Source organism: Arcobacter sp. ISO1 (genome assembly GCF_058105185.1).
Genome location: NZ_CM176573.1, coordinates 762,887 through 788,649, shown reverse-complemented (window position 1 = coordinate 788,649; position 25,763 = coordinate 762,887). Strand labels below are relative to the sequence as shown.

At 29.8% G+C, this 25,763-nt stretch carries 28 protein-coding genes; 14 read left to right on the top strand and 14 right to left on the bottom strand.

Annotated features, from left to right (window positions below; all coding sequences use genetic code 11):
• The first annotated feature begins 43 nt into the window (after positions 1–43).
• Together AC2TY9_RS03990 and AC2TY9_RS03985 are read left to right on the top strand one after the other, a co-directional pair.
• The gene (locus AC2TY9_RS03990) at positions 44–460 is read left to right on the top strand and encodes a MarR family winged helix-turn-helix transcriptional regulator (RefSeq protein WP_489779648.1); all 417 of its coding nucleotides are present in this window, start codon (positions 44–46) and stop codon (positions 458–460) included.
• A gap of 12 nt (positions 461–472) precedes the next feature.
• Entirely contained in the window at positions 473–721 is a 249-nt protein-coding gene (locus tag AC2TY9_RS03985; protein ID WP_489779647.1) for a hypothetical protein, read from the top strand.
• Between the two features lie 19 nt (positions 722–740).
• Here the strand turns inward: AC2TY9_RS03985 and AC2TY9_RS03980 are convergent, their stop codons facing one another.
• From AC2TY9_RS03980 to AC2TY9_RS03940, 9 genes are all read right to left on the bottom strand, one after another.
• Positions 741–1,373 (bottom strand): carbonic anhydrase, encoded by a 633-nt coding sequence (locus tag AC2TY9_RS03980; RefSeq protein WP_489779646.1) that lies wholly within the window; start codon positions 1,371–1,373, stop codon positions 741–743.
• 156 nt (positions 1,374–1,529) lie between these two features.
• On the bottom strand, positions 1,530–2,186 hold the full coding sequence (locus AC2TY9_RS03975; protein WP_489779645.1) for a GntR family transcriptional regulator: 657 nt from the start codon (positions 2,184–2,186) through the stop codon (positions 1,530–1,532).
• 78 nt (positions 2,187–2,264) lie between these two features.
• Positions 2,265–3,098, bottom strand: coding sequence for a universal stress protein (locus tag AC2TY9_RS03970; protein WP_489779644.1), 834 nt, complete (start codon positions 3,096–3,098; stop codon positions 2,265–2,267).
• 83 nt (positions 3,099–3,181) lie between these two features.
• Positions 3,182–4,234: an AbrB family transcriptional regulator gene (locus AC2TY9_RS03965; protein ID WP_489779643.1), complete on the bottom strand. Its 1,053-nt coding sequence runs from the start codon at positions 4,232–4,234 to the stop codon at positions 3,182–3,184.
• A complete protein-coding gene (locus AC2TY9_RS03960) occupies positions 4,218–6,392 on the bottom strand; it encodes a cache domain-containing protein (protein WP_489779642.1) in 2,175 nt (724 codons plus the stop codon). Before AC2TY9_RS03960 ends, AC2TY9_RS03965 begins: the two co-directional genes overlap by 17 nt.
• Complete coding sequence (locus AC2TY9_RS03955) at positions 6,382–7,062, bottom strand: response regulator transcription factor (RefSeq protein ID WP_489779641.1); 681 nt, start codon at positions 7,060–7,062, stop codon at positions 6,382–6,384. Before AC2TY9_RS03955 ends, AC2TY9_RS03960 begins: the two co-directional genes overlap by 11 nt.
• A 32-nt stretch (positions 7,063–7,094) precedes the next feature.
• Positions 7,095–8,612 carry a tripartite tricarboxylate transporter permease gene (locus AC2TY9_RS03950; protein ID WP_489779640.1) on the bottom strand — a complete coding sequence of 506 codons (1,518 nt, stop codon included), beginning with the start codon at positions 8,610–8,612 and terminating at the stop codon, positions 7,095–7,097.
• Positions 8,612–9,094, bottom strand: a complete 483-nt coding sequence (locus AC2TY9_RS03945) for a tripartite tricarboxylate transporter TctB family protein (protein WP_489779639.1) — start codon at positions 9,092–9,094, stop codon at positions 8,612–8,614. The genes AC2TY9_RS03950 and AC2TY9_RS03945 overlap by 1 nt, the downstream gene beginning before the upstream one ends.
• Before the next feature lie 143 nt (positions 9,095–9,237).
• Complete coding sequence (locus tag AC2TY9_RS03940; protein ID WP_489779638.1) at positions 9,238–10,209, bottom strand: tripartite tricarboxylate transporter substrate binding protein; 972 nt, start codon at positions 10,207–10,209, stop codon at positions 9,238–9,240.
• A gap of 242 nt (positions 10,210–10,451) precedes the next feature.
• Between AC2TY9_RS03940 and AC2TY9_RS03935 the strand changes: the two genes are divergently transcribed.
• From AC2TY9_RS03935 to AC2TY9_RS03925, 3 genes are read left to right on the top strand one after another with little or no spacing between them, the layout of a single operon-like run.
• Positions 10,452–11,273 (top strand): hypothetical protein, encoded by an 822-nt coding sequence (locus AC2TY9_RS03935; protein ID WP_489779637.1) that lies wholly within the window; start codon positions 10,452–10,454, stop codon positions 11,271–11,273.
• 13 nt (positions 11,274–11,286) lie between these two features.
• Positions 11,287–11,631: an antibiotic biosynthesis monooxygenase family protein gene (locus tag AC2TY9_RS03930; RefSeq protein ID WP_489779636.1), complete on the top strand. Its 345-nt coding sequence runs from the start codon at positions 11,287–11,289 to the stop codon at positions 11,629–11,631.
• Positions 11,615–11,803 carry a hypothetical protein gene (locus AC2TY9_RS03925; protein ID WP_489779635.1) on the top strand — a complete coding sequence of 63 codons (189 nt, stop codon included), beginning with the start codon at positions 11,615–11,617 and terminating at the stop codon, positions 11,801–11,803. Before AC2TY9_RS03930 ends, AC2TY9_RS03925 begins: the two co-directional genes overlap by 17 nt.
• Before the next feature lie 192 nt (positions 11,804–11,995).
• Here AC2TY9_RS03925 and AC2TY9_RS03920 read toward each other — a convergent pair whose 3' ends face one another.
• Positions 11,996–12,802 (bottom strand): DUF2971 domain-containing protein, encoded by an 807-nt coding sequence (locus AC2TY9_RS03920; RefSeq protein ID WP_489779634.1) that lies wholly within the window; start codon positions 12,800–12,802, stop codon positions 11,996–11,998.
• Between the two features lie 133 nt (positions 12,803–12,935).
• Positions 12,936–14,162 carry a BaiN/RdsA family NAD(P)/FAD-dependent oxidoreductase gene (locus tag AC2TY9_RS03915; RefSeq protein WP_489779633.1) on the bottom strand — a complete coding sequence of 409 codons (1,227 nt, stop codon included), beginning with the start codon at positions 14,160–14,162 and terminating at the stop codon, positions 12,936–12,938.
• A 115-nt stretch (positions 14,163–14,277) separates the two neighbouring features.
• On the opposite strand from AC2TY9_RS03915, the gene AC2TY9_RS03910 reads away from it, so the two are divergent.
• Complete coding sequence (locus AC2TY9_RS03910; protein ID WP_489779632.1) at positions 14,278–15,279, top strand: AAA family ATPase; 1,002 nt, start codon at positions 14,278–14,280, stop codon at positions 15,277–15,279.
• Positions 15,280–15,292: 13 nt separating this feature from the next.
• Positions 15,293–16,441 (top strand): vWA domain-containing protein, encoded by a 1,149-nt coding sequence (locus AC2TY9_RS03905; RefSeq protein WP_489779631.1) that lies wholly within the window; start codon positions 15,293–15,295, stop codon positions 16,439–16,441.
• A gap of 4 nt (positions 16,442–16,445) precedes the next feature.
• Here the strand turns inward: AC2TY9_RS03905 and nhaD are convergent, their stop codons facing one another.
• Genes nhaD through AC2TY9_RS03890 form a run of 3 tightly spaced genes read right to left on the bottom strand, consistent with a single transcriptional unit; the run spans position 16,446 to position 19,355 of the window.
• Positions 16,446–17,756, bottom strand: a complete 1,311-nt coding sequence (gene nhaD / locus AC2TY9_RS03900) for a sodium:proton antiporter NhaD (RefSeq protein WP_489779630.1) — start codon at positions 17,754–17,756, stop codon at positions 16,446–16,448.
• Positions 17,757–17,766: 10 nt separating this feature from the next.
• A complete protein-coding gene (locus AC2TY9_RS03895) occupies positions 17,767–18,921 on the bottom strand; it encodes a multidrug effflux MFS transporter (protein ID WP_489779629.1) in 1,155 nt (384 codons plus the stop codon).
• Entirely contained in the window at positions 18,921–19,355 is a 435-nt protein-coding gene (locus AC2TY9_RS03890; protein ID WP_489779628.1) for a MarR family winged helix-turn-helix transcriptional regulator, read from the bottom strand. Before AC2TY9_RS03890 ends, AC2TY9_RS03895 begins: the two co-directional genes overlap by 1 nt.
• Before the next feature lie 259 nt (positions 19,356–19,614).
• Between AC2TY9_RS03890 and AC2TY9_RS03885 the strand changes: the two genes are divergently transcribed.
• From AC2TY9_RS03885 to cysN, 7 genes are all read left to right on the top strand, one after another.
• A complete protein-coding gene (locus AC2TY9_RS03885; RefSeq protein ID WP_489779627.1) occupies positions 19,615–20,883 on the top strand; it encodes an O-acetylhomoserine aminocarboxypropyltransferase/cysteine synthase family protein in 1,269 nt (422 codons plus the stop codon).
• Positions 20,884–20,895: 12 nt separating this feature from the next.
• A complete protein-coding gene (locus AC2TY9_RS03880; RefSeq protein WP_489779626.1) occupies positions 20,896–21,309 on the top strand; it encodes an RrF2 family transcriptional regulator in 414 nt (137 codons plus the stop codon).
• 19 nt (positions 21,310–21,328) lie between these two features.
• Positions 21,329–22,255, top strand: coding sequence for a cysteine synthase A (gene cysK / locus AC2TY9_RS03875; RefSeq protein ID WP_489779625.1), 927 nt, complete (start codon positions 21,329–21,331; stop codon positions 22,253–22,255).
• A gap of 42 nt (positions 22,256–22,297) precedes the next feature.
• A complete protein-coding gene (locus tag AC2TY9_RS03870) occupies positions 22,298–22,522 on the top strand; it encodes a DUF2061 domain-containing protein (protein WP_489779624.1) in 225 nt (74 codons plus the stop codon).
• 28 nt (positions 22,523–22,550) lie between these two features.
• Positions 22,551–23,249 carry a phosphoadenylyl-sulfate reductase gene (locus tag AC2TY9_RS03865; protein ID WP_489779623.1) on the top strand — a complete coding sequence of 233 codons (699 nt, stop codon included), beginning with the start codon at positions 22,551–22,553 and terminating at the stop codon, positions 23,247–23,249.
• A gap of 130 nt (positions 23,250–23,379) precedes the next feature.
• On the top strand, positions 23,380–24,303 hold the full coding sequence (cysD, locus tag AC2TY9_RS03860; RefSeq protein WP_489779622.1) for a sulfate adenylyltransferase subunit CysD: 924 nt from the start codon (positions 23,380–23,382) through the stop codon (positions 24,301–24,303).
• 1 nt (position 24,304) lies between these two features.
• A complete protein-coding gene (gene cysN / locus AC2TY9_RS03855; protein WP_489779621.1) occupies positions 24,305–25,762 on the top strand; it encodes a sulfate adenylyltransferase subunit CysN in 1,458 nt (485 codons plus the stop codon).
• Position 25,763: the final 1 nt, after the last annotated feature.

The following is a 25,763-nucleotide window of genomic DNA, read 5'->3' as shown; positions in this document are numbered from 1 at the left end:
AGGTTGCATATGCAATAATTGCATACACAACTAAAGGAGACTTATGAAGTATGCTTTAAAAGATTCAATTGCTTATAGATTAATAAGGAGTTCAAATAATGTTGTTTATACATTAAACAAGGCATTACTACCTTATGATTTAGCAACGGAACAAAGGGCAACTTTAGAGATTATAAAATTTGAGCCTGATGTAAACCAGACAAAAATTGCAAAACTCCTTGGTAAAGATAAAGCAACAATAAGTCGCTCATTAAGTTCACTTGAAAAAAAAGAGCTTATAACTAGAGTAAATGATGCTAATAATAAAAGATCTAACAAAATATCACTTACTAAAAAAGGTGAGGAGATTCTTGAGTCAACAATACAATCAGTTACCTCATTTAGAGAAGAATTAAGATCTAAAATTAGTGAAGAAGAGCATGAGATGTTTTTTAACATCTTAAACAAGCTTGAATTATAGGAAGGATAAACTATGAATAGATACGTAAATGTTTCAAACGAATTGTATGAAGTTTTTGAAGATGCTGCAGTTAAGCATGAAGAGTGTGATATTGTCTATAAAGATAATAAAAAAGAAAAAGAGTTACATAGTAAAGTTGTAGATATAAAAAATGTTAATCTACAAGAATTTATTGAAATGGAAGATGGAACAGTAATTAGACTTGATAAAATTGTTGAGTTTAATGGAAGTGAAACAAGAGCTCTTAATAGATACCTTTAGATTAAAGAGTCTTACCTCTTTAGTCTACATTTTCAAAACTATTTGTTTCTTTTTTAAAAACCATTAAAGAACCATCTAATAAATTATAATACCAACCATGGATTTTTAAAGTTTTATTTTCAATTCTTTCTTTTACTTGGGGATAAGTCATTAAGTTTTTTAACTGAAAAACTACAGAGTTTTTTTCAGTAGCACGATAAAGCTCTTCTCTGTTTGGATAAATAAGTTTATCTCTTAGGGTAAAGTCTTTCACAGGTTTAGCTATTTCCAGCCATTTTTTTATAAAAACATTTTCCTCTGGTATTTGTTTATATAAACTTTCACATGCACCACAATGAGAATGTCCACATATTATAATATGTGATACATTAAGTATATCAAGTGCATACTCAATAGCAGCAGCAACACTATAAAAATCAACAGAAGAAGAATGAGGAGGAACAAAATTTCCAATATTTCTTAAAACAAATAGATCTCCTGGTCTGTTCCCAAACATGAAATCTGTAGTAACTCTACTATCACAACAACTAATTAGCATCACTTCAGGTTTTTGTCCATTGTTAACTGAATCATCTAAAGCTTCTTTGAATTCATCAATTTGATATTTTTTATAAAGTTTATTACCTCTAATTAGATTATTGATTACATTCATATTTCCATCTTGTGAGTCAAAATTATATGAAGTAGCTTGATGACTTATTTCCTTAGGAAGGGAGGAGCGGGAAAGCTGAATGGATCAACTACTTCATATACGGTATAGTAGTTAAAAAAAATGTAAGAAAAATGTAAAATGAAAAAAATTTATTAATTAATCAAAAAAGTACGGTTTTTCTTTTTTTAATTCATCTATTTTAGAAATTGTTCTAGAAAGATGAGTTCTCATTGCCTTTTCTGCTTTTTTAAAGTTTTTTTCTTTTATTGCATCAAAAATTGATTTATGGTCTTCGTAAAGTTTTTTACTTTTCCCATTTATTGGTAGTTCAAGTCTATTTGCTCTTTTTTTATGTCCCATTTTAGATATTAATAAATCATTTAATTCCTCTTGTCCAATAGAATTAAACATAATAGTATGGAACTCTTTATCAAGTTCGTCAAACTCACTGAACCTTGTAACATCTTCTGAAATCTCTTCTTGTTTTTTTAGATTTTTTTCAATTTTTGAAAGGGCTTTTTCATCATAATTTTCAATCATCTCTTTTAGAACTTCAATTTCAATTGCAACTCTTAAAAAGTTACTTCTTTTTATTTCATCAATATTTATTTTTGTAACTAAAGTTTTAGATTGAGGAAAGATTTTTACTAGTTTATCTTGTTCTAAAAGTTGTAAAGCTTCTCTAATAGGGGTTTTACTTATTTCTAACTGTTCGGCTAAGTCATTTCTTGAAATATAAGTACCAGGTGGTAATTCTAAAGTAAGTATTCTTCTTAAAATTTCATTATAAGCTTTTTGAGTTGCATTTAACATCTTCTACTCTCCCACCAAGTATTAGTCTAATATATTAGTATATCAAACTATCACTTAATAGGAGAATCATTTTTATTATTAATGGGATAAAAATACTGGGATGTTAGCATTTTCTAGAAAATATCTAGTTGTACCACCAAGCATAAGTTCCCTAAGTCCTTTATGTCCATGTGTTCCTGCAACAATCATATCAAAGTTGCCCTCTTTTGCATAATTAAGAAGAGCTTCTCCTGGGACCATTGTAGTTCTTATAACTTGGGCTGATGCATCAACACCATGTAGTTTTAAATATTCAACCATCTCTTCTAATAATGATTCATATTCAATAAACTGTCCAGAAGTTATAATCTCTACTTTTTTTGCCATTTTTAAAAGTGGAATTGATGACGTTAAAGCCCTTGAAGATTGAGGGGAGTTATTCCATCCAATTACAATTGAATCTGTAGAAAATTTTTTCATAACTCTTGGAAACATAATTACAGGTTTTCCTGTTCTTTGGGTAATAGTTTCAAAAGAAGCAGTAGGTATTCCTAATGGAGGAGCTGCTGCAATCACTATATCAGAGATTTTAGAATATAGTTCAATCATAGAACTTCTAACACCCTCTCTAATCTTTAAATCTATTTTTAAATTTTCATCTTCTACAATTCCCACATCATTTTTAACTTTTTTAACTAAAGCTAAAAATTCTTGTTTCTCATCTTCGATTCTATTCCTTAAAACCTCATCAATAGAATCATGAATATCATGGGGTAATAATAAACCATCAGCAATACCTTTTGAGCTTTTATAATATGATTGTAAAACTTCTAATCTTGTATTAAAATATTTTGCAATTAGAAAAGCTCCGTATAATCTTTCTTCTAACTCATCACCGCCACCAATTGGGAAAAACATCTTTTCATAAATCATAATTTATCCTTAAATTTAATACTATTATATTTATCTTACAAATAAAAAATGTAAAAAATATAAAATGTTATTAGAAAGAAATTTCAATCTTGGATTTTTTTGGCAAAGAAATAAGCAATATTTACTACAATAAAAAGTCTTACTATATGATGTAATGTTATATAAGGAACTGTTGCTCCTACTAAGATAGCAATTAAGTTTATATCCGCTTGTCCGCCTGGTGAAAATGCTAATAAAATAGATAATAAATCAAAGTCAAAGAGTGAATATACTATTACTATAAAAACAAATGAGATTAAGATAAGTATTAAAAAATGTCCAAAAGTTCCTAATAGGGTTTTAACAACTTCACTTAACTTTACTCCTTTAAAAGTAAATCCAATCAAAGTTCCAAAAACTACTTGTACAAATTTTAAAAGTTCATCTGGCATTTGTGTTGTAACAACTCCGCTTAGATGTAGAATAATACTAATTATCATAGGTCCAATCAAATATGCCGCTGATAGTTTTATTTTTTTTGCAATAATTGCAGCAATAATTCCCATTCCAAATAAAAATATCAATTCCCATAAATCAATATTTACGACTGACGTTGTAATAGTTTGATTTCCTCTAATATCAATACCTAATATATATTGAATAATAAAAGGGAGTGAAACCACAATAAAAAATAGTCTTGATGATTGAACTAAAGTTATTTTTGCAATATTTGCTTTAATCTCTTCAGCTATTATAATCATCTCAATAAGTCCACCTGGCATAGCACTTAAATATGCAGTCTTTTTATCAAAGCCTAAAAACTTCTCATAATATATAAGACCTGCAATAATAGTAATTGCAGAAAATGGAATTATAAATAGCAGTGAAAAAAAGTAGCTACCAATATATTCTAAAACTTTTGGAGTAAAAGAACTTCCAATAGTAAGACCAATAACTATTCTAGCAGGTGATGCAAAGAGTTTTGGATTTTGTATAGGAAGTTTTTCAAATCTTACTGCTAAAGAAGTTGCAAGAATGGAACCTAAAAGCCAAGGTAAAGGAAGATGAAAATATATAAATATCAAAGAGCCTATAAGACCAATACAAAGAGCATATACCATTTTAATAAAAAATTTATAATTAAATTCTGATAGCAAATAATGCCCCTACTTTGGAGTTTTCAACAGTTATTGAGCCTTTCATTTTCTCTTCTATAATAAGTTTAGTCATATAAAGTCCAATTCCTGTTCCATAATCACGTTTAGTTGTAAAATATGGTTCAAAAATTCTATTTAAAATATCTTCTTCTATTCCACCTGCATTGTCTTCAATAAATAAAGTCTCTTTACCCTCCACAATTTTATTATATATTTTTATTTTAGGCTGTTCAATTTCTCTCTCAACTAAGATATCTTTTGCATTAGAAAGAATGTTAACTATTGCTTGAGAATACTCATTTTTATACCCATTTACATGGAAAGTTTTACTACAATCAATCTCAAGTTCAATATTGTGAAATTTTAAAGTAGAATTTATAATATTAACTGCATTTGATAAAGCAACACTAACAAAAAAATCTTCTACTTTAGAATTTGGATTAAAGAAATTTCTAAAATCATCTATTGTTTTTGACATATATTCTAATAAATCATTTGCTTCATCGACCCTTTGGCTAAGATATTTTTTATCTAATTCCTTATAATCATAAGCTGATTCTATATCAAAGAATAAGCCTGAAACCTGCGCTAAAGGTTGTCTCCATTGGTGAGCAATATTTCCAATCATCTCCCCCATAGCTGCCATTTTTGATTTTTGTATTAACATATTATCTTGTTTTGATTTCTCTTCAATTAATTTAGTTCTTTCAGTAATATCCCTTAATGATGCAAATAAAAGCTCTTTATTCTCATAATCATAAACTATAACATTTAGCTCAATAGTTTTTATTTTTCCACTTTTAGTTTTAAGTTTAACTGTTTTAAATAAAGACTTGTCCTTTTTTAACTCTTCTAGTTCTATGTCTTCAAACATTGAGAAAAAGTCTTTATCTAAAAGCTGTTCTTCTTTATATAAAGTTACTTCTAACGCTGTCTCATTGCAACTTATTATAGAGGCACTATTGTTTTCTAATTCAGAAATAATAAATGCATCATTACTATAATTAAATAGCAACTGGTATTTTTCTTCATTTAAAATTACATTTTCTTTATACTCTTTTAATAATTTTTCAATTTTTTTTGTAAAGGCAACTGATAAAATAAAAAATACAAAAGCCATTATGATGATTATTACAACTAGCTTTAAAATATTTGCATTCATATTTTTTAATGACATCTCTTTTTCTTTTTGAACAATGTCATAAATATGTGAGAGATTGATTCCTATTCCAATAAAATACCTTAGTTTTGTTAGATAAGTACCATAAATGACTTTTTGATTATTTGCATAACTAATATATTCATCACCTTTATAACCTGTATCAATCATCAAATCCTCAATAGCTTTTAAATCCTCTTCTTCACTATATATATTTCTTTCAATTAATAAATTGCTTTGGCTTGAAATATTATTTAAACTATTTATATGATAAATAAATAAAAACTCTTCTTCATTGAATTTTTGTAAGATTATCTTTTTTAGGAGTTTATCTTTTAACTCTTCATTCCTACTTTCCAGAAAACTTGAGGAACCAATAACTATACCTAAAGGTTTAAAATGCCTAGAAAAGGTGATTTTTTTACTAGGTTTATACCAAAAATATTCAACATACTTTTGCTTTGGCTTATTATTGTCAATCATTTCATTAATAAATTTCACACCATTTATATCTTCAAAATCTAAGAAATTGACACCCTCTTCATTTTGATTTTCAGTATTTAAAAGTAAGTTTCCTTGGGTATCAAAAATAAAGTAATGAATATCATTTTCTTCTTTTGAAATATTAGTGATTGCACTTTTTATTAGCTCGATTATATGCTTTTTTGATGACATCTTTGTCTGAGAGTACAAAGAACTTACAAGATTATGAGCAATAATTGATTGGTTTTTAATTCTTTGTTTTTTATTATTTAATATAGATATTTTTTCAAACTCTATATCGTTTTTTATATTTTCTACAGAGGTTTTTATATAAAACTTTTCCCTCTCTATTAGTGTATTCTTAAAGTTTTTTATGTGTAATTTAAAATTGTTATATTCTGTCTTTATAAGACTTGAACCAATAACTGTAGCAACAATTAAGATAATTATTGTAGAACCAAGTAATGCGGTTTTCTTTACACTACCCTCTACATCCTTTTTGTACTTATTTTTCAAGCTTTAATTTATACCCCATATTTGAAATATTTTTAATACAATTATATGGTATTTTTTTTCTCAAAAAACCAATTGTAGTTCTTAATGAGTTCAAACTCATATATTCATCACCCCAAACAAATCTTTCAATCTCTTCATATGAGACTACTCTATTTTGGTTTAAAACTAAAAGTTTTAAAAATAGTAACTCTTTTTTTGTCATATCAAGAACTTTATCATCTAAATAAAATAAAGAGGTTTTATTATCAAAATAAAAATTTTCGCCTAACTCTATTTTGATATTTTTCTCATCTTCCAATCCTTCAACTGCCTTCGTTAAAGCGGGAAGTAAATTTCTACTATTTAATGGCTTGATTATATATTTTTCTAAATTTAATTCAATTGCTTCAAGGAGGTACTCTTTATCACTATATGCTGTTGAAATTATTATTTTTGTGTTTTTATCTTCTTTTCTTATTTTCTTTGCAAGAGATATACCATCTAATTTTGGCATATTAATATCAGTTAGAATAATATCAGGATGGTATTTTTTATAAAGTGCATATCCCTCTTCCCCATCTTTTGCCTCATAAAGTTCATTAAACATACGAGAAAGGAAACGTGAGTTTACTGTCCTAACACCTTCATCATCTTCAATATATAAAACTGTAAATTGTTTAAACTTGTCCATAAATCAACCTCTTTTAGAAAAAGAGACTTTTATTAAGCCTCTTTCTTCTTTCTCATTTTAGCTAAAACTTCACTGATAACTGGCATGAATAAAATTATGATTGTTAAAATTAAAATTGATAAAGTAATTGGTCTTTCCCAAAGAAAAGCAAAAGAACCATCACTAATAGTTAAAGCCCTTCTTAAATTATCTTCCATCATACCACCTAAAATAAATCCTAAAATCATTGGAGCCATTGGGAAATCAATAAGCCTTAAAAATAAAGCAACAACAGCAAACAATGTCATCATATAAATATCAAAATTGTTGAAAGTTACTAAATAAACTCCAACAAGTGAGAAAAATATAATTAAAGGCAATAACAATTGTCTTGGCATTGTTAATAACTTCGCAATATATGGAATTAGAGGTAAGTTTAAAACTAACAATACAATATTACCAATATACATTGAGATAATTACTGACCAAAAAATTGCTGGATTATCAACATACATTGTTGGCCCTGGTTGAATCCCATAAGAGATTAATGCTCCTAAAATAACTGCTGTTGTTCCAGACCCAGGAATACCTAAAGTTAATAATGGAACAAATGAACCAGAACTTGCTGCATTATTTGCACTTTCAGGTGCTGCTAAACCTTTTATACTTCCTTTCCCAAATCTTAATTTCTCTTTTGCATTTGCAAATGATCTTTCCATACCATAAGCTAAGAAAGATGCAATAGTAGCCCCTGCTCCTGGCAAAACACCAACAAAGAAACCTAAAACAGATGACCTTGCAATTGGTGGTGCCATCTCTTTTACCTCTTCCCTTGTAAGTTTTAAACTACCAATATCTTTTTTTAACTGTGCTTTTTGTTCATCATTGTGATCTTCACTCTCTAAAACGTTCATTAAAGCTTCTGATAAAGCAAATGCTGCCATTGCTAAAAGTAAAAATGAAATACCATCAATCAAGTCCATTCTTCCAAAGGTAAATCTAGGAATTCCAGAATCAGAATCTGTTCCAACTGTAGCTAACATCAAACCAAAGATTGTCATAAGTGCCGCTTTTAAAAACTTCCCTTTTCCAGAAAAAGCTGCAACTGCGGTTAAACCTAAAACCATTAAAGCAAAATAATCAGATGATTGGAAACTTAATGATACAGATGCTAAAGCGGGTGCCGCAAAAAGTAAAAAAATTGCTGCAATTGTTCCACCTGTAAACGATGCATATGCAGCTATTGCTAAAGCTTTTCCAGCATTACCAGCTTTTGCCATTGGGTAACCATCAAAAGATGAAGCAACAGTTCCAGCAACACCTGGAGCATTAATTAAAATTGATGAAGTTGAACCTCCAAAAATCGCTCCATAATAAACACCTGCAATTAAGATTAAACCTGAAGAAGGATCCATTCCATAAGTAATAGGAATCATCAAAGCAATTGCAGAAATTGGTCCTAATCCTGGTAACATCCCAATAAAAGTCCCAGCAAAACATCCCACGGCAACCATCAAAATATTATACATAGAAAGGGCGGTTATAAGCCCTTGCATTACACCATCTAACATTATTCAACTCCCATAAAATATTCTACTACTATTCCTGGATCAATATAAACACCTAAAACGTTGTTTAACAATAAATAAAATCCTACCGATACACCTACTGATATTAATAATACTCTTTTTATATTTCTCTCTTGTAAAATAATAAACCCTGCTGCTAGGAATAAAATAGTTGCAATAATAAATCCTAAAGGTCTAATAGTAAACCCATAAAAAATCATTATTATTACAAAGTATCCTACAGTTTTAAAGTCTAAACTTTTTAAATAACTCATTGATAAAAAGTCCTTTTCTTTATTTAGAAAAGATAAAACTAAAAGTAGAAGTGATACTACTATCCCTATAATTCCTAAATAAAAAGGATAAGTTGAAGCAGTCATAACTTCCCATTCAGCTCCTGGCATCTCTTTAATTTTAAATACATTAAAAAAGTAAAAACATGAAAAAGCTAAAAAGAATATTGAGCCTATTACATTTTTTGTCATTTTATAGTCCTAAAAATAGTCCCTATTTAGGGACCTTTATATTGTTATCTTCTTTTAACAAGCTAAATTAACTAGCTCCAAAGAAGCAAATCCTAAAGAGAACAAAAGTTGTTCTTTTTTAGGATTGTATGCAAGGTTATTTTTTATAAGAAACCTAGTTCTTTCATTAGATCTGAAATAACTTTTTCTTGATTGATTAAGAAAGTTTCAAATTCTTTTCCAGGTTTATAAAGATTTCCCCAACCATTTCTTTTTCTAACAGTTTCCCATTCAGGAGTTTTATACATTTCACCTAATACTTTTACAAAAGCATCAACTTTTTCTTGTGGTAAGTTTGGTGCACCAAAGAAACCTCTCCAGTTTGCAAAGTATGCATCTACACCCATCTCTTTGAAACTTGGAATTCCATCTACACCTGCATCTGCAGTGATACCTATAATTTTTACTTCACCTTTTTTATGCTTTTCTAAAACTTCACCAAGTCCAGTTGAAAGAACATCAACCTCACCAGTTAATAGTCCAGCTAAAGCTTTTCCACCTGCATCATAAGGTACATATCTAACTGCTTTAGGATTTCCACCTGCTGCTTTAAAAATTTGTGCTGCTACTAAGTGGTCCATAGAACCTCTTGAACTACCACCTGCAACTTTTACTTTTCTAGGATTTTTATCAAATTCAGCTTTTAAATCAGCCCAAGATTGGTATTTTGAATCTGGTCTTACAACTAAAGCACCAAAATCTGCTACCACAGATGAAACTAATGTTAAGTCTCTAAATGATTGTGGGAAAACACCTTGTAATGATCTAATTACGATTGGAGTTGAATTTACCATCAAAGTATCTTGTTGTTTTTTTGCTGTCTCAATAATATAAGCAATGGCTTTACCACCACCTCCACCAGACATATTTTCAAATGATGTTTCTTGAACTAATCCAGAGTTTTTAAGTGCTTCCCCAACACCTCTAGCAGTTCCATCCCAACCACCACCAGCTCCACCTGGAATTAGAAAGTGAACTTTTTCAACACTTGAAGCAATAGCACCTGTTGCTAAACCACCAACTAATAATGCACTCATTGTAAGATTTTTGCAAAGTTTTAAACCAAATTTTGTCATTGTCTTTTCCTTTTTTTTCGATATGAGATTAGTTTATGTTAAAAAAATGTAAGAAAAATAAAATATTTATTAAATCTATAAAAAGTTCTTTTTAACTTAACACCAGCTCAAAAAGTATGATAGAATGGTGCTCCCTTAAGGGTTTTATACTTGATAAAAAAGCTTTTATATAAAAAAATTTATAAAATTTTATTACTACTATGGTATAAAAAGTGTATATAAATGAAAAATTGGAATTAAAAATGAACACAAAAGATTTAATGAATACTGCTTTAGATTTAGCAAATTTAGAAGAGATGCCATATGATACAAATATTATAGTTGAAGGTGAAAATATTAAAAAAGTTTTAATAGGTATTGATATGGAAACACCCGAACTAATACTTGCACAACAAATGGGATATGATTGTGTAGTTTCACACCACCCAAAAGCAGATTCATGTGTGGTTGATTTTGCAAAGGTTATGGATGTACAAATAGATAGAATGATAAAAAGTGGCGTTCCTATAAATAAAGCTCAAAAGGCTTTGAGAAAGATGCAAGGAAGTATTGATTTAGGAAGACATGCATCAAACTATGATAGAGTAAGTTCTGCTGCAAGGCTTATGAATATGCCATATCTAAATATTCATATCCCAGCAGATTTTATTACAGAAAAAATAGTACAAGATAGACTAAATAAAGCCTTTTTAGATAAACCAAAAACAAAACTAAAAGATATAATAGATGAATTGAACTCTTGGGAATATTACATAGGAAAAGTTGCCAAGCCAGTTATAAGAGTGGGCTCAAATAGTGACTATGCAGGAAAAATAGAAGTACTCATGGCAGGTGGAACTAATGGTGGAGTTGATGTTTACAAATCATATTTTGAAGCAGGAGTTGGCACAATCATAGCCATGCATGTACCTGAAGATGTTAAAAAAGCAGTAGCTGAACAAAATATAGGAAATATAATCATAGCACCTCATATGCCAAGTGATAGTATAGGATTACTTGAGATTGTAAAAGCTTGGAGAGAAAAAGGTGTTGAAGTTACTTGTATGAGTGGAATAGTAGAATAAAATAGGAGAAACCATGTACGCAGTTATATTTGAAGTTTGGCCAACAAAAGAGGGAAAAGATGAGTATTTACAAATCGCTTCAAAACTAAAAGAGTTTTTAGAAAATCGAGAAGGATTTATCTCAATAGAAAGATTTCAAAGCCTAACTGATGAAAACAAACTTTTAAGTCTATCTTTTTGGGAAGATGAAAAAGCCATAGAGATTTGGAGAAACTTATTTGAACATAGAATCGCTCAAGATAAAGGAAATTCTGGAATATTTGAAGATTATAGAATTCGAGTGGCAAATGTGATAAGGGATTATACAAAAGAGAAAAGAGACCAAGCACCAAAGGATTCAAATGAACATAGAGTTTAAATTTTTACAAAAAGCTATTGAGGATAGAAATCTTATAAGCTTTTCCTATGAAGGTAAATCATACAAAGAAGTTAGACCTTTGATAATGAGTGATGAAAAAATCACTTGCAATGTTGGTAATTTTGAGATTGGGAAGATAGAAAAACTTACAGTTTTAAAGGAAAGGTTTTAATATATGGAATTCTTTTCTTTTTATAAAGAAAAGAAACAAAAGAAAAGCGTTCACAGGTTCCCAAAAAACTAAAAAATATATACAAATTCTAAAATTTGAAAACTCGGCTCGTGCCTCACCTCAGACAGTTCAAATTTCTTTACGAATTTTTTATAGATTTTTATTAACGCTTTTTTGAAAATGCTCACGTTTTTATAAAAATTTAGCCTTATCTATTTCATCAAAATCTAATTCAAATTTTCCAGGTATTATTTTAGCTTTTTTAAATACTACATGTGACATATCATACTCTTGGCACCACTTTGTAACTTTTTTTATATCTTCTTCACTTATCTTACATCCAAATAAAATAGAACTAATCATTTTCTTTTTAAACTTTCTTAGACCATTCTTTTCTAAATCTATAATTCTTATTTCTTTTTCATACTTCCAATCAATGTATTTACTTAAAAAAAGTTTTAAAGATTCCTCTCTTGTATCCTTTGCATAAGATAAAAGTTCATATTCGTCAATATATTCTACGATTCCAAATAAATTAAAGAAATCATAATCCTGAGTAATATCTAATTCAAAAGCTAAACCTTTATGTCTATCTGAGTAATGAGACCACATAGTTATATTATTACTACTTTTTGATAGTGAAAAGATTCCACATTCTTTCACAAACTTTTTTTGTATTTTTGATTGAAAACTATAGAACTCATTACTTTTCTTTGGCATATGTTTTTTCAAGTGTTTTATTCTAACATTAGGATTTCTTTCTGTAAAGAGAACTTTTGCTTGTAGAATTTCTGATTTTGAATATTTATTTTGAAATGATAAATTACAATCAAAAGGGTCATTAAAGTTTTCTGGAGATGAAAAATAAAATTCTTTGTTTTTAAGTACTTCTTCTAAACGTTTATCAATTTTTCGAAACTTATAAAGTTTTTTAGGAAAATCACCTTTTTCAATTCCAGTTTTTAATAACATATTTGTATAAGCAATATCATGTTCCAATAATTATCCTTTTTAAAATAACTAATTTTATTCAAGGTCAAGGCAAATAGAATTTCTTAGGAGGAGCATACTAGAAGTATGTGACGACTAAAAAATTCGTATTGAACGTAGAGATTGGATAAAAGTAGTTATTTTATTTTCCTATGTTTTTTCCTACTAAAAAGCCACTAGCCCAAGCAAACTGTAGGTTGTAACCTCCACGATTTCCAACTATATCAAGTACCTCTCCAGCTAAATAAAGCCCTTTACACTTCTTACTCTCATAAGTCTTCTCATCCACCTCATCGGTTCTAACACCTCCGCCACTTGCTTCTGCGTGTTTAAACCCTTGTGTATCAGTTACTTTCATTCGAAGATTTATTAGTGAATTAACAATTGCTCTTATTTGTTTTGCATTTATATCTTTTGCTTTTAAAGCTTTATCTATATTATTCATTTCAAATATTACAGGGGCAAGTTTATTTGAGATAATTCCGGTTAAAAGTTCACAGGCATTTTGATTTGGTAAAGATTTAAACAATGACTCAATCATCCCTAAAACTTCATTTCTATTTTGTTTAGGAAATAGATTTATCGAGATTTGTACATCTTGATATAAAGATAAAGGGTAAACTGCATATTGAGAGATATCAAGTATAGCAAAACCACTAACTCCATATTTAGTAAAAAGAACATCTCCAAATATTTCATTCTCTTTTTGACCATCAATAAATAAACTAACTTGTGATTCTTTTTTTACACCTTGAACTTTTGAAGCGTATTCAAAAGAAGTTTGAAGCCCAACAAGTGATGGGTATGTCATATTAAAACTATGTCCAAATTTACAAGCTATATTCATACCATCTTCAGTGGCTTTTAGTTGTGGGGCAGCACCAAGACCAGAACTAATTAATACTTTATCATATTCTTTAAATTCATTTTCTTCTGTTTTTAAAAAAAACTTTTCATCTTGTTTTTTTATATCTAGTACTTTTTCATTTAAAATTAAATTTACACCTAATGATTCAAGTGAATTTTCTAAAAGTTTTACAACAGACTTTGCTTCATTTGATAAAGGATAAACTTTACCGTCCTCTTTTATATCAAGAAGTAGTCCAATTGATTTACAAAATTTTTCAAAGGCTTTAAAATCAAATTGTTTTAGGGCATAAGTGCAAAAAGATGGGTTCTCACCTATATAGTTTTCAACTTTACAATCAATATTTGAGATATTACACCTTCCATTTCCAGAAGCAAGTATTTTCTTCCCAATACCATTGTTCACATCAAAAATATCAATATCTAAATTTTCATTTTCTCTTTTAGCACTAATAGCTGCTATAATCCCCGCTGCGCCTGCGCCAACAATTGCAATTTTCAATATATACCTTTCTTTATAAAATCTGATTATACAATTTTTAACGTAAATATGAGTTTTTAAAAAGCTCTGGTACACTTTTTGCAAACACAACCTTAGTCCAATACTAAGGAACTTTATGACCCCTCAAAGTGCAAAGCACGCCATTTCACATCTTGTAAGTAGAAAAATTCCTATTTTTTTGTGGGGTCCTCCTGGTATTGGAAAATCATCCATCGTAGCCCAAATTGCAAAGGACAAAGGTATTGACTGTATAGATTTAAGACTTTCCCTTCTGGATCCTACAGACCTAAGAGGTATTCCATTTTTTAATTCAAACAATGACTCTGCAGTTTGGGCTCCCCCTTCATTTTTACCCGATGGAACGGTAAAAGAAGGAATTTTATTTTTAGACGAATTAAACACAGCTGCTCCAATGGTTCAAGCATCAGCTTATCAACTAATACTTGATAGAAAAATTGGTGAATATCATCTTCCTGATGGTTGGTCAATAGTTGCAGCAGGTAATAGAGAAAGCGATAGAGGTGTAGTTTTTAGAATGGCCTCACCTCTAGCAAACAGATTTGTACACCTTGAAATGGAACCAAATGTAGAAGATTGGCAAATTTGGGCAAAACAAAATAATATTGATACTTCAATAATAGCTTTTATATCTTATAGACCCAATGCACTTTTTACATTTAACACTCAAAATGATGAAAAAGCCTTTGCAACTCCAAGAACTTGGGAATATGTAAATGAAATTTTATTATCAAATCCTATAGATGAATTAATTTTAACAATGATTGCAGGTGCTATTGGTGAAGAGTTAGCTGCTTCATTTTTAGCCTTTAAAGCTGTCGAAAAATCATTACCAAATATGAATGAGATTTTAAATGGTACTTGCGAAAATGTTCCACAAGAGACTTCTGCACTACATATTTTATGTACCTCATTATCAATGAGAATAGATGATGATTCTTCAATAGATGAACTAAACAATCTTTTGGGCTATACTTTAAAACTTCCAGGCGAATTTGCTGTTATGATAGTCCAAGATTTAAGACAAAGAAATATTGAAGTTGACTATTTGAAAAATTGGCCGTTGTGGTTAAAAAACTTTAATAAACTATTACACTAAGAGTTCCATTATTATGGATGCAAATACCCTTTTAGTAAAAGCAAAAAGCCAACTAACAACCCAACATCCATATTTTGGAATGTTAGCTTCAAGATTAAAACATGAAGAAGATGAAGATATAATTTATTACGCAAGTAATGGTGTAAGGTTTAAATACAATCCTACATTTATAGAATCTTGTTCAAAAGATGAATTAAAATTTATCCTTACAAATTGTGTTATGCATCATATTTTATCCCATCAGCAAAGAAAGTTAAACAGAAAAGGTATGCTTTGGCAACTTGCAACTGATTTTGCAATCAATAATCTTCTTAAAAAAAGTGGTCTTGCAATTCCTAAGGGTGCTAATTATAATAAAGAATTTAAAAATATGTATTCTGAAGAGATTTATGAGATACTAAAAGAGGAAGTTGAACTTCAAGGGACAAATGCCTTCGATGATAAACTTGATAAAAGTGATAATACTTTAGGAAATTCAAATGAAGAGATTAAAAATTCTATATTCAGAAATATGGATAAAATAGATCAAGAATTAGATGAAAGAGATGAAGAAAACTGGGAGTATGCAGCAACTCTTGCAAAAGAAGTAGCTCAAAGAAAATCTTTGATGCCAAGTGGATTTGAAAGATTTGCAAAAAAAATGAAGGCTAATAATATTGATTGGCGATTTGAACTTTATAATGCAATCAATAAACATATGAGAAACAACTATGCTTTTATGCCTCCAAATAAAAAACATATCCATAGAGGAATTGCCTTGCCAAGTCTTACTAGTGATACACTAAGTCTTGTGGTTGCAATTGATACCTCAGGAAGTATACAAGAGGAGTTATTAGGCCTTTTTACAGAAGAATTTAAATCAATAATGCAAAATTTTCCAGCAATCTCAATTGAACTAATAATTGCAGATGCAAAGGTTCAAGGACACTATAGTTTTAGAGGTGGTGATAAATTAGATTTTCCGCTAAGAGGTGGTGGAGGAACAGATTATAGACCCGTTTTTGAGTTTATTGATGCAAATTTACCAATGAGTTCTATGCTTTTATATTTTACTGATGGCGAAGGGATTTTTCCAAAAATACCACCATCATATGAAGTTTTATGGGCATTAAGTGCAAATAAAAACAAAATACCCTTTGGAAGAAAACTACTTCTAATCTAAATTTTTAATTCAATCCTAAAACCTCAAACTGCAAATACCAAATTGCAATAGATACAAAATATCCTAACAAAATTGTCCATGCATATTTAAAATGAGAACCAAAGGTATAAATACCTTTTAATTTACCCATAACTCCAACGCCTGCTGCACTACCAAAAGAGATTAAAGAACCTCCAATACCAGCAGTAAGGGTAACTAGCATCCAATTTGAAAGATCCATATTGGGGTTTGCTTTTAAAATTGCAGACATAACAGGAACATTATCAACTAAAGCAGATAAAAAACCAACACCAATATTTGCCATTGTAGGTCCTAAATAATCATCATGATAAACAATCGAAGCTAAGTTTAACCATCCTACAAAATATAAAGCACCAACAGCTGCTAAGATACCAAAGAAAAATAAAAGTGTGTTGTTTTCAATTTTAGCCATTGATTCAAAAACATTAAAATGATCTTTCCCGAATCTTTTTGTTAATTTATATGAGTGTAGTTTTAAAAGTACTAAACCAAACATCATACCCCACATTGCAGGGAAATCTAAAACTTGATGAGAAATTACAGCACAAATAATAGTTACTATTCCTAAAAAGATAATACTTGTAGCACCCTCTTTCATTTTTGGCTTTTCTTCTTTGTCGGCATCAAAATATGGTTTTGTGTCAGGAACTACCCTTGAAAGTAAAAAAGCTGTAACTAAATAACCTATGATAGAAGAAGGAAATAAAAATAAAAAATCTACAAAGTGTGCTTTTCCTGCTGTCCATGCCATTAAAGTTGTAATATCACCAAAGGGAGACCAAGCTCCACCAGCATTTGCAGCAACAACAATATTAATAGCCCCTGGAACTAAAAACTCTTTTTTAGTTTTTTCAATAGTGATTAAAACAGTTGAAAGAATAAGTGCAGTTGTAAGGTTATCAGCAATAGGAGAGATGAAAAATGCTAAAAATCCAGTAACCCAAAAAAGTTTTCTATATGTAAAACCCTTTGAGATTAAATTATACTTCAATCTGTCAAAAACACCCATATGAATCAAAGACTCAATATATGTCATTGCAACAAAAAGGAAAAATACAATTTCTGCTATCTCCAAAATAACAGCTTCTGCCTCATCATGGACATGATGAATATTTAATCCATTCATGTAATAGTAAATTGCAATTAATATAAATGAGACAATACCTATAAACAAAGCGGGAACAGATTTATCAATTTCATATTTTTCTTCATTTGCAATAAAATAGTATCCAATAACAAAAATGAAAAGTACTAAAAAGCCAATCCAACTCATAGTTAAATTTAATAATTCCATAAAAAAACTCCTATTTTTTGTAGCCTCTTATAATTAGAAATGCTACAAATGAGATAAATGCTAAACTAGTTCCAATTGGTACAAGTGAGTCTCCATGGGATAAAACTCCCAATGATGAAATAATAGCACCTAAACCAAATTGTAACACACCAACTACTCCAGAAGCAACACCTGCATTTTTCTTAAAATGCTCCAATGCTAAAGCCATACAATTACCAAATATAAATGCCATCATACTCATATAAGCTGCCATTAAAGCCATTGTTAAAGGTAGAGTTTGAATATCGGCAGTTAAAGCCCATAAAATTGCAACAAACACTTGAATAAGTAAACTTGTTTTGATTAAAAATAAAGGTTTATTAGATTTTAGAAAATATAAATTTACTCTTATCATTGCAATAAGTATCACGAAATTAAACCCAAAAAAGAAAGGAAAATGGTCAGTTGAAATCCCATAATGTTCAATAAAAATAAAAGAAGACTTCGAAATAAAAATAAAAAATCCTGAAAAACCTAAAGATAAAGTTAACATTGCCTTCATAGCAGATTTATGACTAAGAACTATTTTATAAGAGTTATAAATACCTTGTTTCACATAAGTAAAACTTTCATCTAAATCCTTATACACTAAAAATGCGACAAACAAGGCATAAATAGTCAAGAATATAAATACAGCTTCCCACGAGTAAAAATGTATAATCAATGAGCCAATTGCAGGGGCTATTAGTGGAGCAATGCTTCTAATTGTACCAATTAGTGATAAAACCTTTGCAGCCTCTTGTCCATGAAATCTATCCCTTACTGTTGCCATAGCATTAACAACTACTATTCCACCAAAAAAAGCTTCAATAAATCTAAAAATCCATAATTGATAAACATTTGCACTAAAAATCATAATAAAACTAAACAAAGCAAACCCTAAAAGGCCAAAAAGTGAACTTTTTCTTCTTCCTAATCTATCTGACATAGGCCCACCAAAAATCTGTCCAACGGAAAAACCTATCAAAAAGATTGAAAGTGTTAATTCTATTTTTTCAATACTAACATGAAATGCTTCAGCAATATTTGGGATTGAAGGGATATAAGTATCAGTTGCAATTGGTGCAACTGAAGAGAGTATCGATAATAATATAATTAAATAGATATGATTTATCGCTTTTTTCATTATTCATAATCCCTTACACCTTCATCAACTTTATTTAAAAGTCTAAAAAGTGTTTCCCTTTCATTTTCATCTAATTTTGAAACAAGTGCTTCCCTAAACTTACGTGTACTATCTTGAGAAGCTTTTAATGTATCTTCACCTTTTTTTGTCAAAACAATAAAACTTACTCTTTTATCATCCTTACTTAATGCTTTTTTTATTAGTTCTTTTTTTTCTAATGTCCTTAATGTTCTACTAATAGTAGTTTTATCTTTTGATAAAGTATTTGAAATCTTTGTCAAAGTTGCCTCTTTTTCTTGAGATATAATTTCTAGTGTAACCCTTTGCTCAATAGCTATATCAAAAGGTTGAAGGATATGATTAAATAAACTATTTAGATTGTTTGCAACTTTATTTATTTTAAATCCTATAGATTTTTGTAAAGTAATTTCCATTTAAAACCTTTTATTGTATATACAACTATTGCATATGCAACCTTATTTTTTGATAAATGTCAACTATTAATTTTTGTATTTTATACCTTGTTAGAATACTATACTAATTTAATATAGTATTAATTACACCCTCAAATGTGCCGTAAAATAGTAACTTTAAATATTTAATATCAATTTACTTGACATTTATTTTAAAATACTATACAATTTCAATAAGAATTAAAATAATAGACTTTACAAAAGGTAAACGGAGGAATATATGAGAAAAGAAACTATTGCAGTTCATGGTGGATATAACAATAAAGAAGCATGGGGAACAATGAATGTACCTATTGCTCAAACAACTGCATATGCATTTAGAGATGCTGAACATGCAGCAAATTTATTTGCATTAAAAGAGTTAGGTTCAATCTATTCTAGATTAACAAATCCTACTACTGATGTATTAGAACAAAGATTTGCACAATTAGAAGGCGGAGCAGCAGCAATTTGTGTTGCCTCTGGTCAATCAGCAATTTTTTATGCTGTTGCAAATGTTGCAGAAGCAGGAGATAATGTTTTAATCTCTGATAAGCTTTATGGTGGAGCCGTTACACTTTTAACTTATACTTTAAAAAGATTTGGAATTTCTACAAAAGTATTTAAAAGTGCAGATGCATCTAATTTAGAAGAACAAATTGATGAAAATACAAAAGCTATTTTCTTTGAATCTTTATCAAACCCTCAAATTGCTATTGCAGATATTGAAAAGATTGTAGAGATTGGAAAAAGAAATGGTGTTTTAACTATTTGTGATAATACTGTAGCAAGTGCAGCACTATTTAACCCTATTAAATGGGGAGTTGATGTTGTGGTTCACTCAACTTCAAAATATACAAATGGTCAAGGTTCAGCAATTGGTGGAATTATTGTTGAAAGAGATGGTTTAGCAGAATTCTTTAAAGAGAATTCAAAAAGATATTATCACTTTGTAGAACCAGATGTTTCATACCATGGTTTAGTTTATGTAGATGTTCCTCTACCAAACTTTTGTCTAAGAATCAGACTTAATTTATTAAGAGATATTGGAGCTTGTCAATCTCCACACAACTCTTGGTTATTATTACAAACAATTGAAACTTTAGATATCAGAATGGATAAACATTCTAATAGTGCATTAACTGTTGCTAAATTTTTAGAAGCTAATTCAAAAGTAGCCTCAGTAAATTATCCAGGGTTAGAATCAAGTCCATATTATGAAAAAGCACAAAAATATTTTGAAGATGGTAAAGCATCAGGTCTTATTTCATTTGAAGTAGCAGATTTTGAAACTGCTAAAAAAGTGATTGATTCAGCGAAGTTATTTAGTGTAGTTGTAAATATTGGTGATTCTAAGTCACTTATTGTTCACCCAGCATCAACAACTCACTCTCAAATGACTGAAGATGAGTTAAAAGAAGCAGGAATTAATCCAACTACAATTAGGTTATCTATTGGATTAGAAGATCCTCAAGATTTAATTGAAGATTTAGAGCAAGCATTAAGCTAAGAAGGTTTAGTAATGCCACTAATTTCAACAAAAGGAGTATATGGTTTAACAGCCATGTACCAACTTAGTAAACATAAAGAGGATACTCCAGTTCAAATAAAAGAGATATCTTCAAGTGCTAATATTCCTCAAAACTACTTGGAACAACTGCTTAGTAAACTAAGACGAGCAGAACTTGTAAAGAGTATTAGAGGAGCAAGAGGTGGTTATATTTTAGCAAAAGAGCCAAAGGATATTTTAGTAAAAGATATTTTGATTGCTTTAGAGGGTGATTTAAAAGTTATTGATAGTAGTACAGAGAACCCTATTTTAAACATATTTTTTGATGAAGCAAAAGAAAATACTAAAAAGATTTTTAATATCTCTTTAGCCCAACTTGATGATTATCAAGATAAATATAACGAATTTTTACATTACAGTATATAAAAAAGTATAAGGATAAAAAATGACTTACGCAGAAAACGTAACAGAATTAATTGGAAATACACCACTAGTAAAATTAAACAAAGCAAGTAAAGAATCAGGTGCAACTGTTCTTGGAAAATGTGAATTTATGAACCCTACTCACTCTGTAAAAGATAGAATTGGTACAAACATGATTAAAACTGCTTTAGAAGATGGTTTAATCAATGATTCAACAACTGTAATTGAGCCAACATCAGGGAATACTGGTATTGCCTTAGCTTCAGTTTGTGCTGGACTTGGAATTAAACTTGTTCTTACAATGCCTTCATCAATGAGTATAGAAAGAAGAAAGCTTTTAAAAGCTTTAGGGGCTGAGCTTGTTTTAACTGAGCCAGAAAAAGGGATGAAAGGTGCAATTGATAAGGCAAATGAATTAGCAGAGTCTACTGATAACTCATTTATCCCTCAGCAATTTGCGAATGAAGCAAACCCTGATATTCATAGAAAAACAACTGCAAAAGAGATTCTTGCTGATACAGATGGAAAAATAGATATTTTAATTGCTGGAATTGGTACAGGTGGTTCTATTACAGGTATCGGTGAAGTTTTAAAACAACATAACCCTGATATTCAAATTATTGCTGTTGAGCCTGAAGCATCTCCAGTTTTAAGTGGTGGGAAACCAGGTCCACATAAAATTCAAGGTATTGGTGCTGGATTTGTACCAACTGTATTAAACACAGATTTATTCAAAGATATTGTTAAAGTTTCAAATGAAAATGCAATTGCAGCTTCACGAGAATTAGCAAAAACAGAAGGTTTATTAGTTGGTGTCTCTGCTGGGGCAAATGTTTATGCAGCGACACAAGTTGCAGCTAAAGCAGAAAACAAAGGTAAAACGATTGTTACAATTCTTTGTGACACAGGTGAGAGATATTTAAGTTCAGGATTATATGACGATGAGTAAAAACTCATCCTCTCATATAAACATTTAGTTTGAGAGGTAAAAATGGCAGAAAAGGCAAGACGATCTATTGCTAAAACTGTCTCATGGCGAACTGTCGGAACACTTGATACTGTAATCATCTCCTATTTTATTACTGGTAACCTTGCAATGGCCGCATCAATTGGTTCAATAGAACTATTTACAAAAATGGCCCTTTATTACTTTCATGAAAGAGCTTGGAACAAGATCTCTTTTGGGAAAGTAAAAGAACCAGACTATCAAATTTAATTGATAAAAATAAATATAGGTAATAGATATGCATGAGATTAACGTATTAAATGAAAAGTTTGCAAGAGCAGAAGCGAATGAGATTTTAGAGTACTTTATAAATGAGTACAAAGACAAAACAGCTTTATCAAGTAGTTTAGGTGCAGAGGATCAAGTTTTAACTGATTTGATGTTAAAAGTTGACAAAAGTGCAAATATATTTACTCTAGATACGGGAAGGTTACACCCTGAAACATATGATGTTATGGATGCAACAAATCTAAAATATGGTGTAAAAATAAATGTTTTCTTCCCTTTAAATGAAGATGTTCAAAAACTGTATTCTACTCAAGGGATAAATGGACACTTTGAAAGTATAGAAAATAGAAAAAGATGTTGTGGTATTAGAAAAATTGAACCACTAAAAAGAGCTTTAAAACCTTTAAAAGTTTGGATTACAGGTTTAAGAGCAACACAAAGTGTTACAAGAGTAGATATGCCAGTTGTTGAATGGGATGAAAACTTTGAAGTTATCAAAGTAAATCCACTTATAAACTGGAATGAAGAAGATGTTTGGAATTACATTAAAGAAAACAATGTTCCATACAATAAACTTCATGATAAAGGTTTCCCAAGTATTGGATGTGCACCCTGTACCAGAGCCATTAAAGATGGTGAAGATATAAGAGCTGGTAGATGGTGGTGGGAAAACCCAGAACATAAAGAGTGTGGTTTACACGCAAAATAAAACCTAGGCTTTGTTCTCAAGGCCCTTTAGATTTTGTTACTTTTAAGGATTTTTTATAAATCCTGCTAAAAAGTAATTTTAAATAAACGGTCCCTTTCAAATGGGAACCATTTAAAAGGAAATGATATATATGAATGAAATTAATATAAGTCAAGAAAGACTAACACACCTAAAACAACTAGAAGCAGAGAGTATGCATATAATGAGAGAAGTAGTAGCAGAGTTTCAAAACCCTGGAATGCTTTACTCTGTAGGTAAAGATTCTTCTGTAATGTTACACTTGCTACAAAAAGCCTTTTACCCAGCACCACCTCCATTACCTCTAATGCATGTGGATACTAAATGGAAATTTAAAGAGATGATTGAATTTAGAGATAGACGTGCTAAAGAAGTAGGTATGGAATTAATCGTTTACTCAAACCCAAAAGGGATTGAAATGGATATTTCACCCTTTGAACATGGGTCTGCTTTGCATACTGATATTATGAAAACTGAAGGATTGAAAAATGCATTAAATATCCAAAAGTTTGATGCAGTATTTGGTGGAGCAAGACGTGATGAAGAAAAGTCTCGTGCAAAAGAGAGAATCTACTCTTTTAGAGATAAAAACCATAGATGGGATCCAAAAAACCAAAGACCAGAACTTTGGAATATATATAATGGTAGACACACCCAAGGTGAATCTATTAGAGTATTTCCTTTGTCTAACTGGACAGAATTAGATATCTGGCAATATATCTATTTGGAAAATATTGATATTCCTGATTTATACTTCTCAAAAGAGCGAGATGTAGTTGAATATATGGGAACTAAAATTATGGTTGATGATGAAAGAATGCCTGAAGAGCTTAGAAAGACTGCTAAAAAAGAAAAAGTTAGATTTAGAACATTAGGATGTTATCCTCTAACAGGAGCAGTAAATAGTGAAGCAACAACATTGCCTGAAATTATTCAAGAGATGTTAGTTTGTACTACTAGTGAAAGACAAGGTAGATTAATAGATAGTGATGGTGATGCATCAATGGAAAAAAAGAAACAAGAAGGGTATTTTTAAGATGGCACATCAATCAGATTTAATTTCAAAAGATATAGAACAATATTTAAAAGAGCATGAGAATAAAGAAATACTACGGTTTATTACTTGTGGAAGTGTTGATGATGGAAAATCTACCCTAATAGGAAGACTTTTATATGATTCAAAAATGATATTTGAAGATCAATTAGCTTCTATTGAAAAAGATTCTAAAAAAAGTGGAACTACTGGTGATAAAATAGACTTAGCACTTTTAGTTGATGGATTAGCTAGTGAAAGAGAACAAGGTATTACTATTGATGTTGCTTATAGATTCTTCTCAACTGATAAAAGAAAATTTATTATTGCTGATACTCCAGGTCATGAACAATATACAAGAAATATGGCAACGGGAGCATCAACAGCAGATTTAGCAATTATTCTAGTTGATGCAAGACAAGGAATTTTAACACAAACTAAAAGACACTCTTTTATTGCTTCTTTATTAGGTATTAAAAACCTAATTGTTGCAATTAATAAAATGGACTTAGTTGATTTCTCACAAGATGTGTTTGAAAAGATTAAAAGTGATTACCAAGAGATTATTGAATACTTACCACATAATAGTGACTTAAATATTCAATTTATTCCAATCTCTGCACTTGATGGAGATAATATATTAACAAACTCTCCTAAAGCACCTTGGTATAAAGATAAACCTTTAATGGAATTACTAGATACTATAGAGATTCATAAAAAAGAGAATAATAGTTTTAAATTCCCTGTTCAATATGTAATAAGACCCCACTTAAACTTTAGAGGTTTTTCAGGGACTATTACAAGTGGTTCAATTAGTGTTGGAGATGAGATAACTGTACTTCCTTCAAGAAAGACTAGTAAAGTTAAATCAATAGTATCAAATGATATAAAAGATTTAAGACCAGTAGGAAAAGATGAAGAAGTAGAGACTATACAAAAAGCATTTGCACCAATGGCAACTACAATAACACTTGAAGATGAGATAGATATTAGTAGAGGTGATATGATTGTAAAATCAATAGATATACCTAAAGTATCAAATCATTTATCTGCAATGGTTGTATGGATGGATGAGAAACCATTAGCTTTAAATCAAAACTATGTGATTAAAAGAGCGACAAGTGTATTAAATGGAGCTTTTAATTCTATTGAATATAAAAAGAATATTAATACCTTTGAAGAGATTGATTCAGATAGTTTAGAGTTAAATGATATAGCAAAATTAACATTATCATTAGATAGAGAAATAGCAGTAGACCCATATCATGAGAATAGATATACAGGAAGTTTTATAATTATTGACAAGTATACTAATTCTACTGTTGGGGCGGGAATGATTGTGAGTTCTATTGAAGGATTTGCACATTTAGAAGAAGAGAAAAAAGTTTATACTCAAGCAGAAATTGAGTTAAATGCATATATTAGAAAGAATTTCCCAGAATGGGGTTGTAAAGAGATATAAA

Bases quoted from the DNA above. Each gene is read 5' to 3' on its own strand.
- AC2TY9_RS03885 (WP_489779627.1), top strand. From the start codon at position 19,615: ATGAGAAAAGAAACTATTGCAGTTCATGGTGGATATAACAATAAAGAA.
- AC2TY9_RS03880 (WP_489779626.1), top strand. From the start codon at position 20,896: ATGCCACTAATTTCAACAAAAGGAGTATATGGTTTAACAGCCATGTAC.
- AC2TY9_RS03895 (WP_489779629.1), bottom strand. From the start codon at position 18,921: ATGAAAAAAGCGATAAATCATATCTATTTAATTATATTATTATCGATA.
- AC2TY9_RS03970 (WP_489779644.1), bottom strand. From the start codon at position 3,098: ATGATTTATGAAAAGATGTTTTTCCCAATTGGTGGCGGTGATGAGTTA.
- AC2TY9_RS03910 (WP_489779632.1), top strand. From the start codon at position 14,278: ATGACCCCTCAAAGTGCAAAGCACGCCATTTCACATCTTGTAAGTAGA.
- AC2TY9_RS03925 (WP_489779635.1), top strand. From the start codon at position 11,615: ATGAACATAGAGTTTAAATTTTTACAAAAAGCTATTGAGGATAGAAAT.
- AC2TY9_RS03985 (WP_489779647.1), top strand. From the start codon at position 473: ATGAATAGATACGTAAATGTTTCAAACGAATTGTATGAAGTTTTTGAA.
- AC2TY9_RS03940 (WP_489779638.1), bottom strand. From the start codon at position 10,209: ATGACAAAATTTGGTTTAAAACTTTGCAAAAATCTTACAATGAGTGCA.
- AC2TY9_RS03950 (WP_489779640.1), bottom strand. From the start codon at position 8,612: ATGTTAGATGGTGTAATGCAAGGGCTTATAACCGCCCTTTCTATGTAT.
- cysK (WP_489779625.1), top strand. From the start codon at position 21,329: ATGACTTACGCAGAAAACGTAACAGAATTAATTGGAAATACACCACTA.
- AC2TY9_RS03975 (WP_489779645.1), bottom strand. From the start codon at position 2,186: ATGTTAAATGCAACTCAAAAAGCTTATAATGAAATTTTAAGAAGAATA.
- cysN (WP_489779621.1), top strand. From the start codon at position 24,305: ATGGCACATCAATCAGATTTAATTTCAAAAGATATAGAACAATATTTA.
- AC2TY9_RS03990 (WP_489779648.1), top strand. From the start codon at position 44: ATGAAGTATGCTTTAAAAGATTCAATTGCTTATAGATTAATAAGGAGT.
- AC2TY9_RS03890 (WP_489779628.1), bottom strand. From the start codon at position 19,355: ATGGAAATTACTTTACAAAAATCTATAGGATTTAAAATAAATAAAGTT.
- AC2TY9_RS03980 (WP_489779646.1), bottom strand. From the start codon at position 1,373: ATGAATGTAATCAATAATCTAATTAGAGGTAATAAACTTTATAAAAAA.
- AC2TY9_RS03870 (WP_489779624.1), top strand. From the start codon at position 22,298: ATGGCAGAAAAGGCAAGACGATCTATTGCTAAAACTGTCTCATGGCGA.
- AC2TY9_RS03905 (WP_489779631.1), top strand. From the start codon at position 15,293: ATGGATGCAAATACCCTTTTAGTAAAAGCAAAAAGCCAACTAACAACC.
- AC2TY9_RS03935 (WP_489779637.1), top strand. From the start codon at position 10,452: ATGAACACAAAAGATTTAATGAATACTGCTTTAGATTTAGCAAATTTA.
- AC2TY9_RS03865 (WP_489779623.1), top strand. From the start codon at position 22,551: ATGCATGAGATTAACGTATTAAATGAAAAGTTTGCAAGAGCAGAAGCG.
- AC2TY9_RS03945 (WP_489779639.1), bottom strand. From the start codon at position 9,094: ATGACAAAAAATGTAATAGGCTCAATATTCTTTTTAGCTTTTTCATGT.
- nhaD (WP_489779630.1), bottom strand. From the start codon at position 17,756: ATGGAATTATTAAATTTAACTATGAGTTGGATTGGCTTTTTAGTACTT.
- cysD (WP_489779622.1), top strand. From the start codon at position 23,380: ATGAATGAAATTAATATAAGTCAAGAAAGACTAACACACCTAAAACAA.
- AC2TY9_RS03930 (WP_489779636.1), top strand. From the start codon at position 11,287: ATGTACGCAGTTATATTTGAAGTTTGGCCAACAAAAGAGGGAAAAGAT.
- AC2TY9_RS03955 (WP_489779641.1), bottom strand. From the start codon at position 7,062: ATGGACAAGTTTAAACAATTTACAGTTTTATATATTGAAGATGATGAA.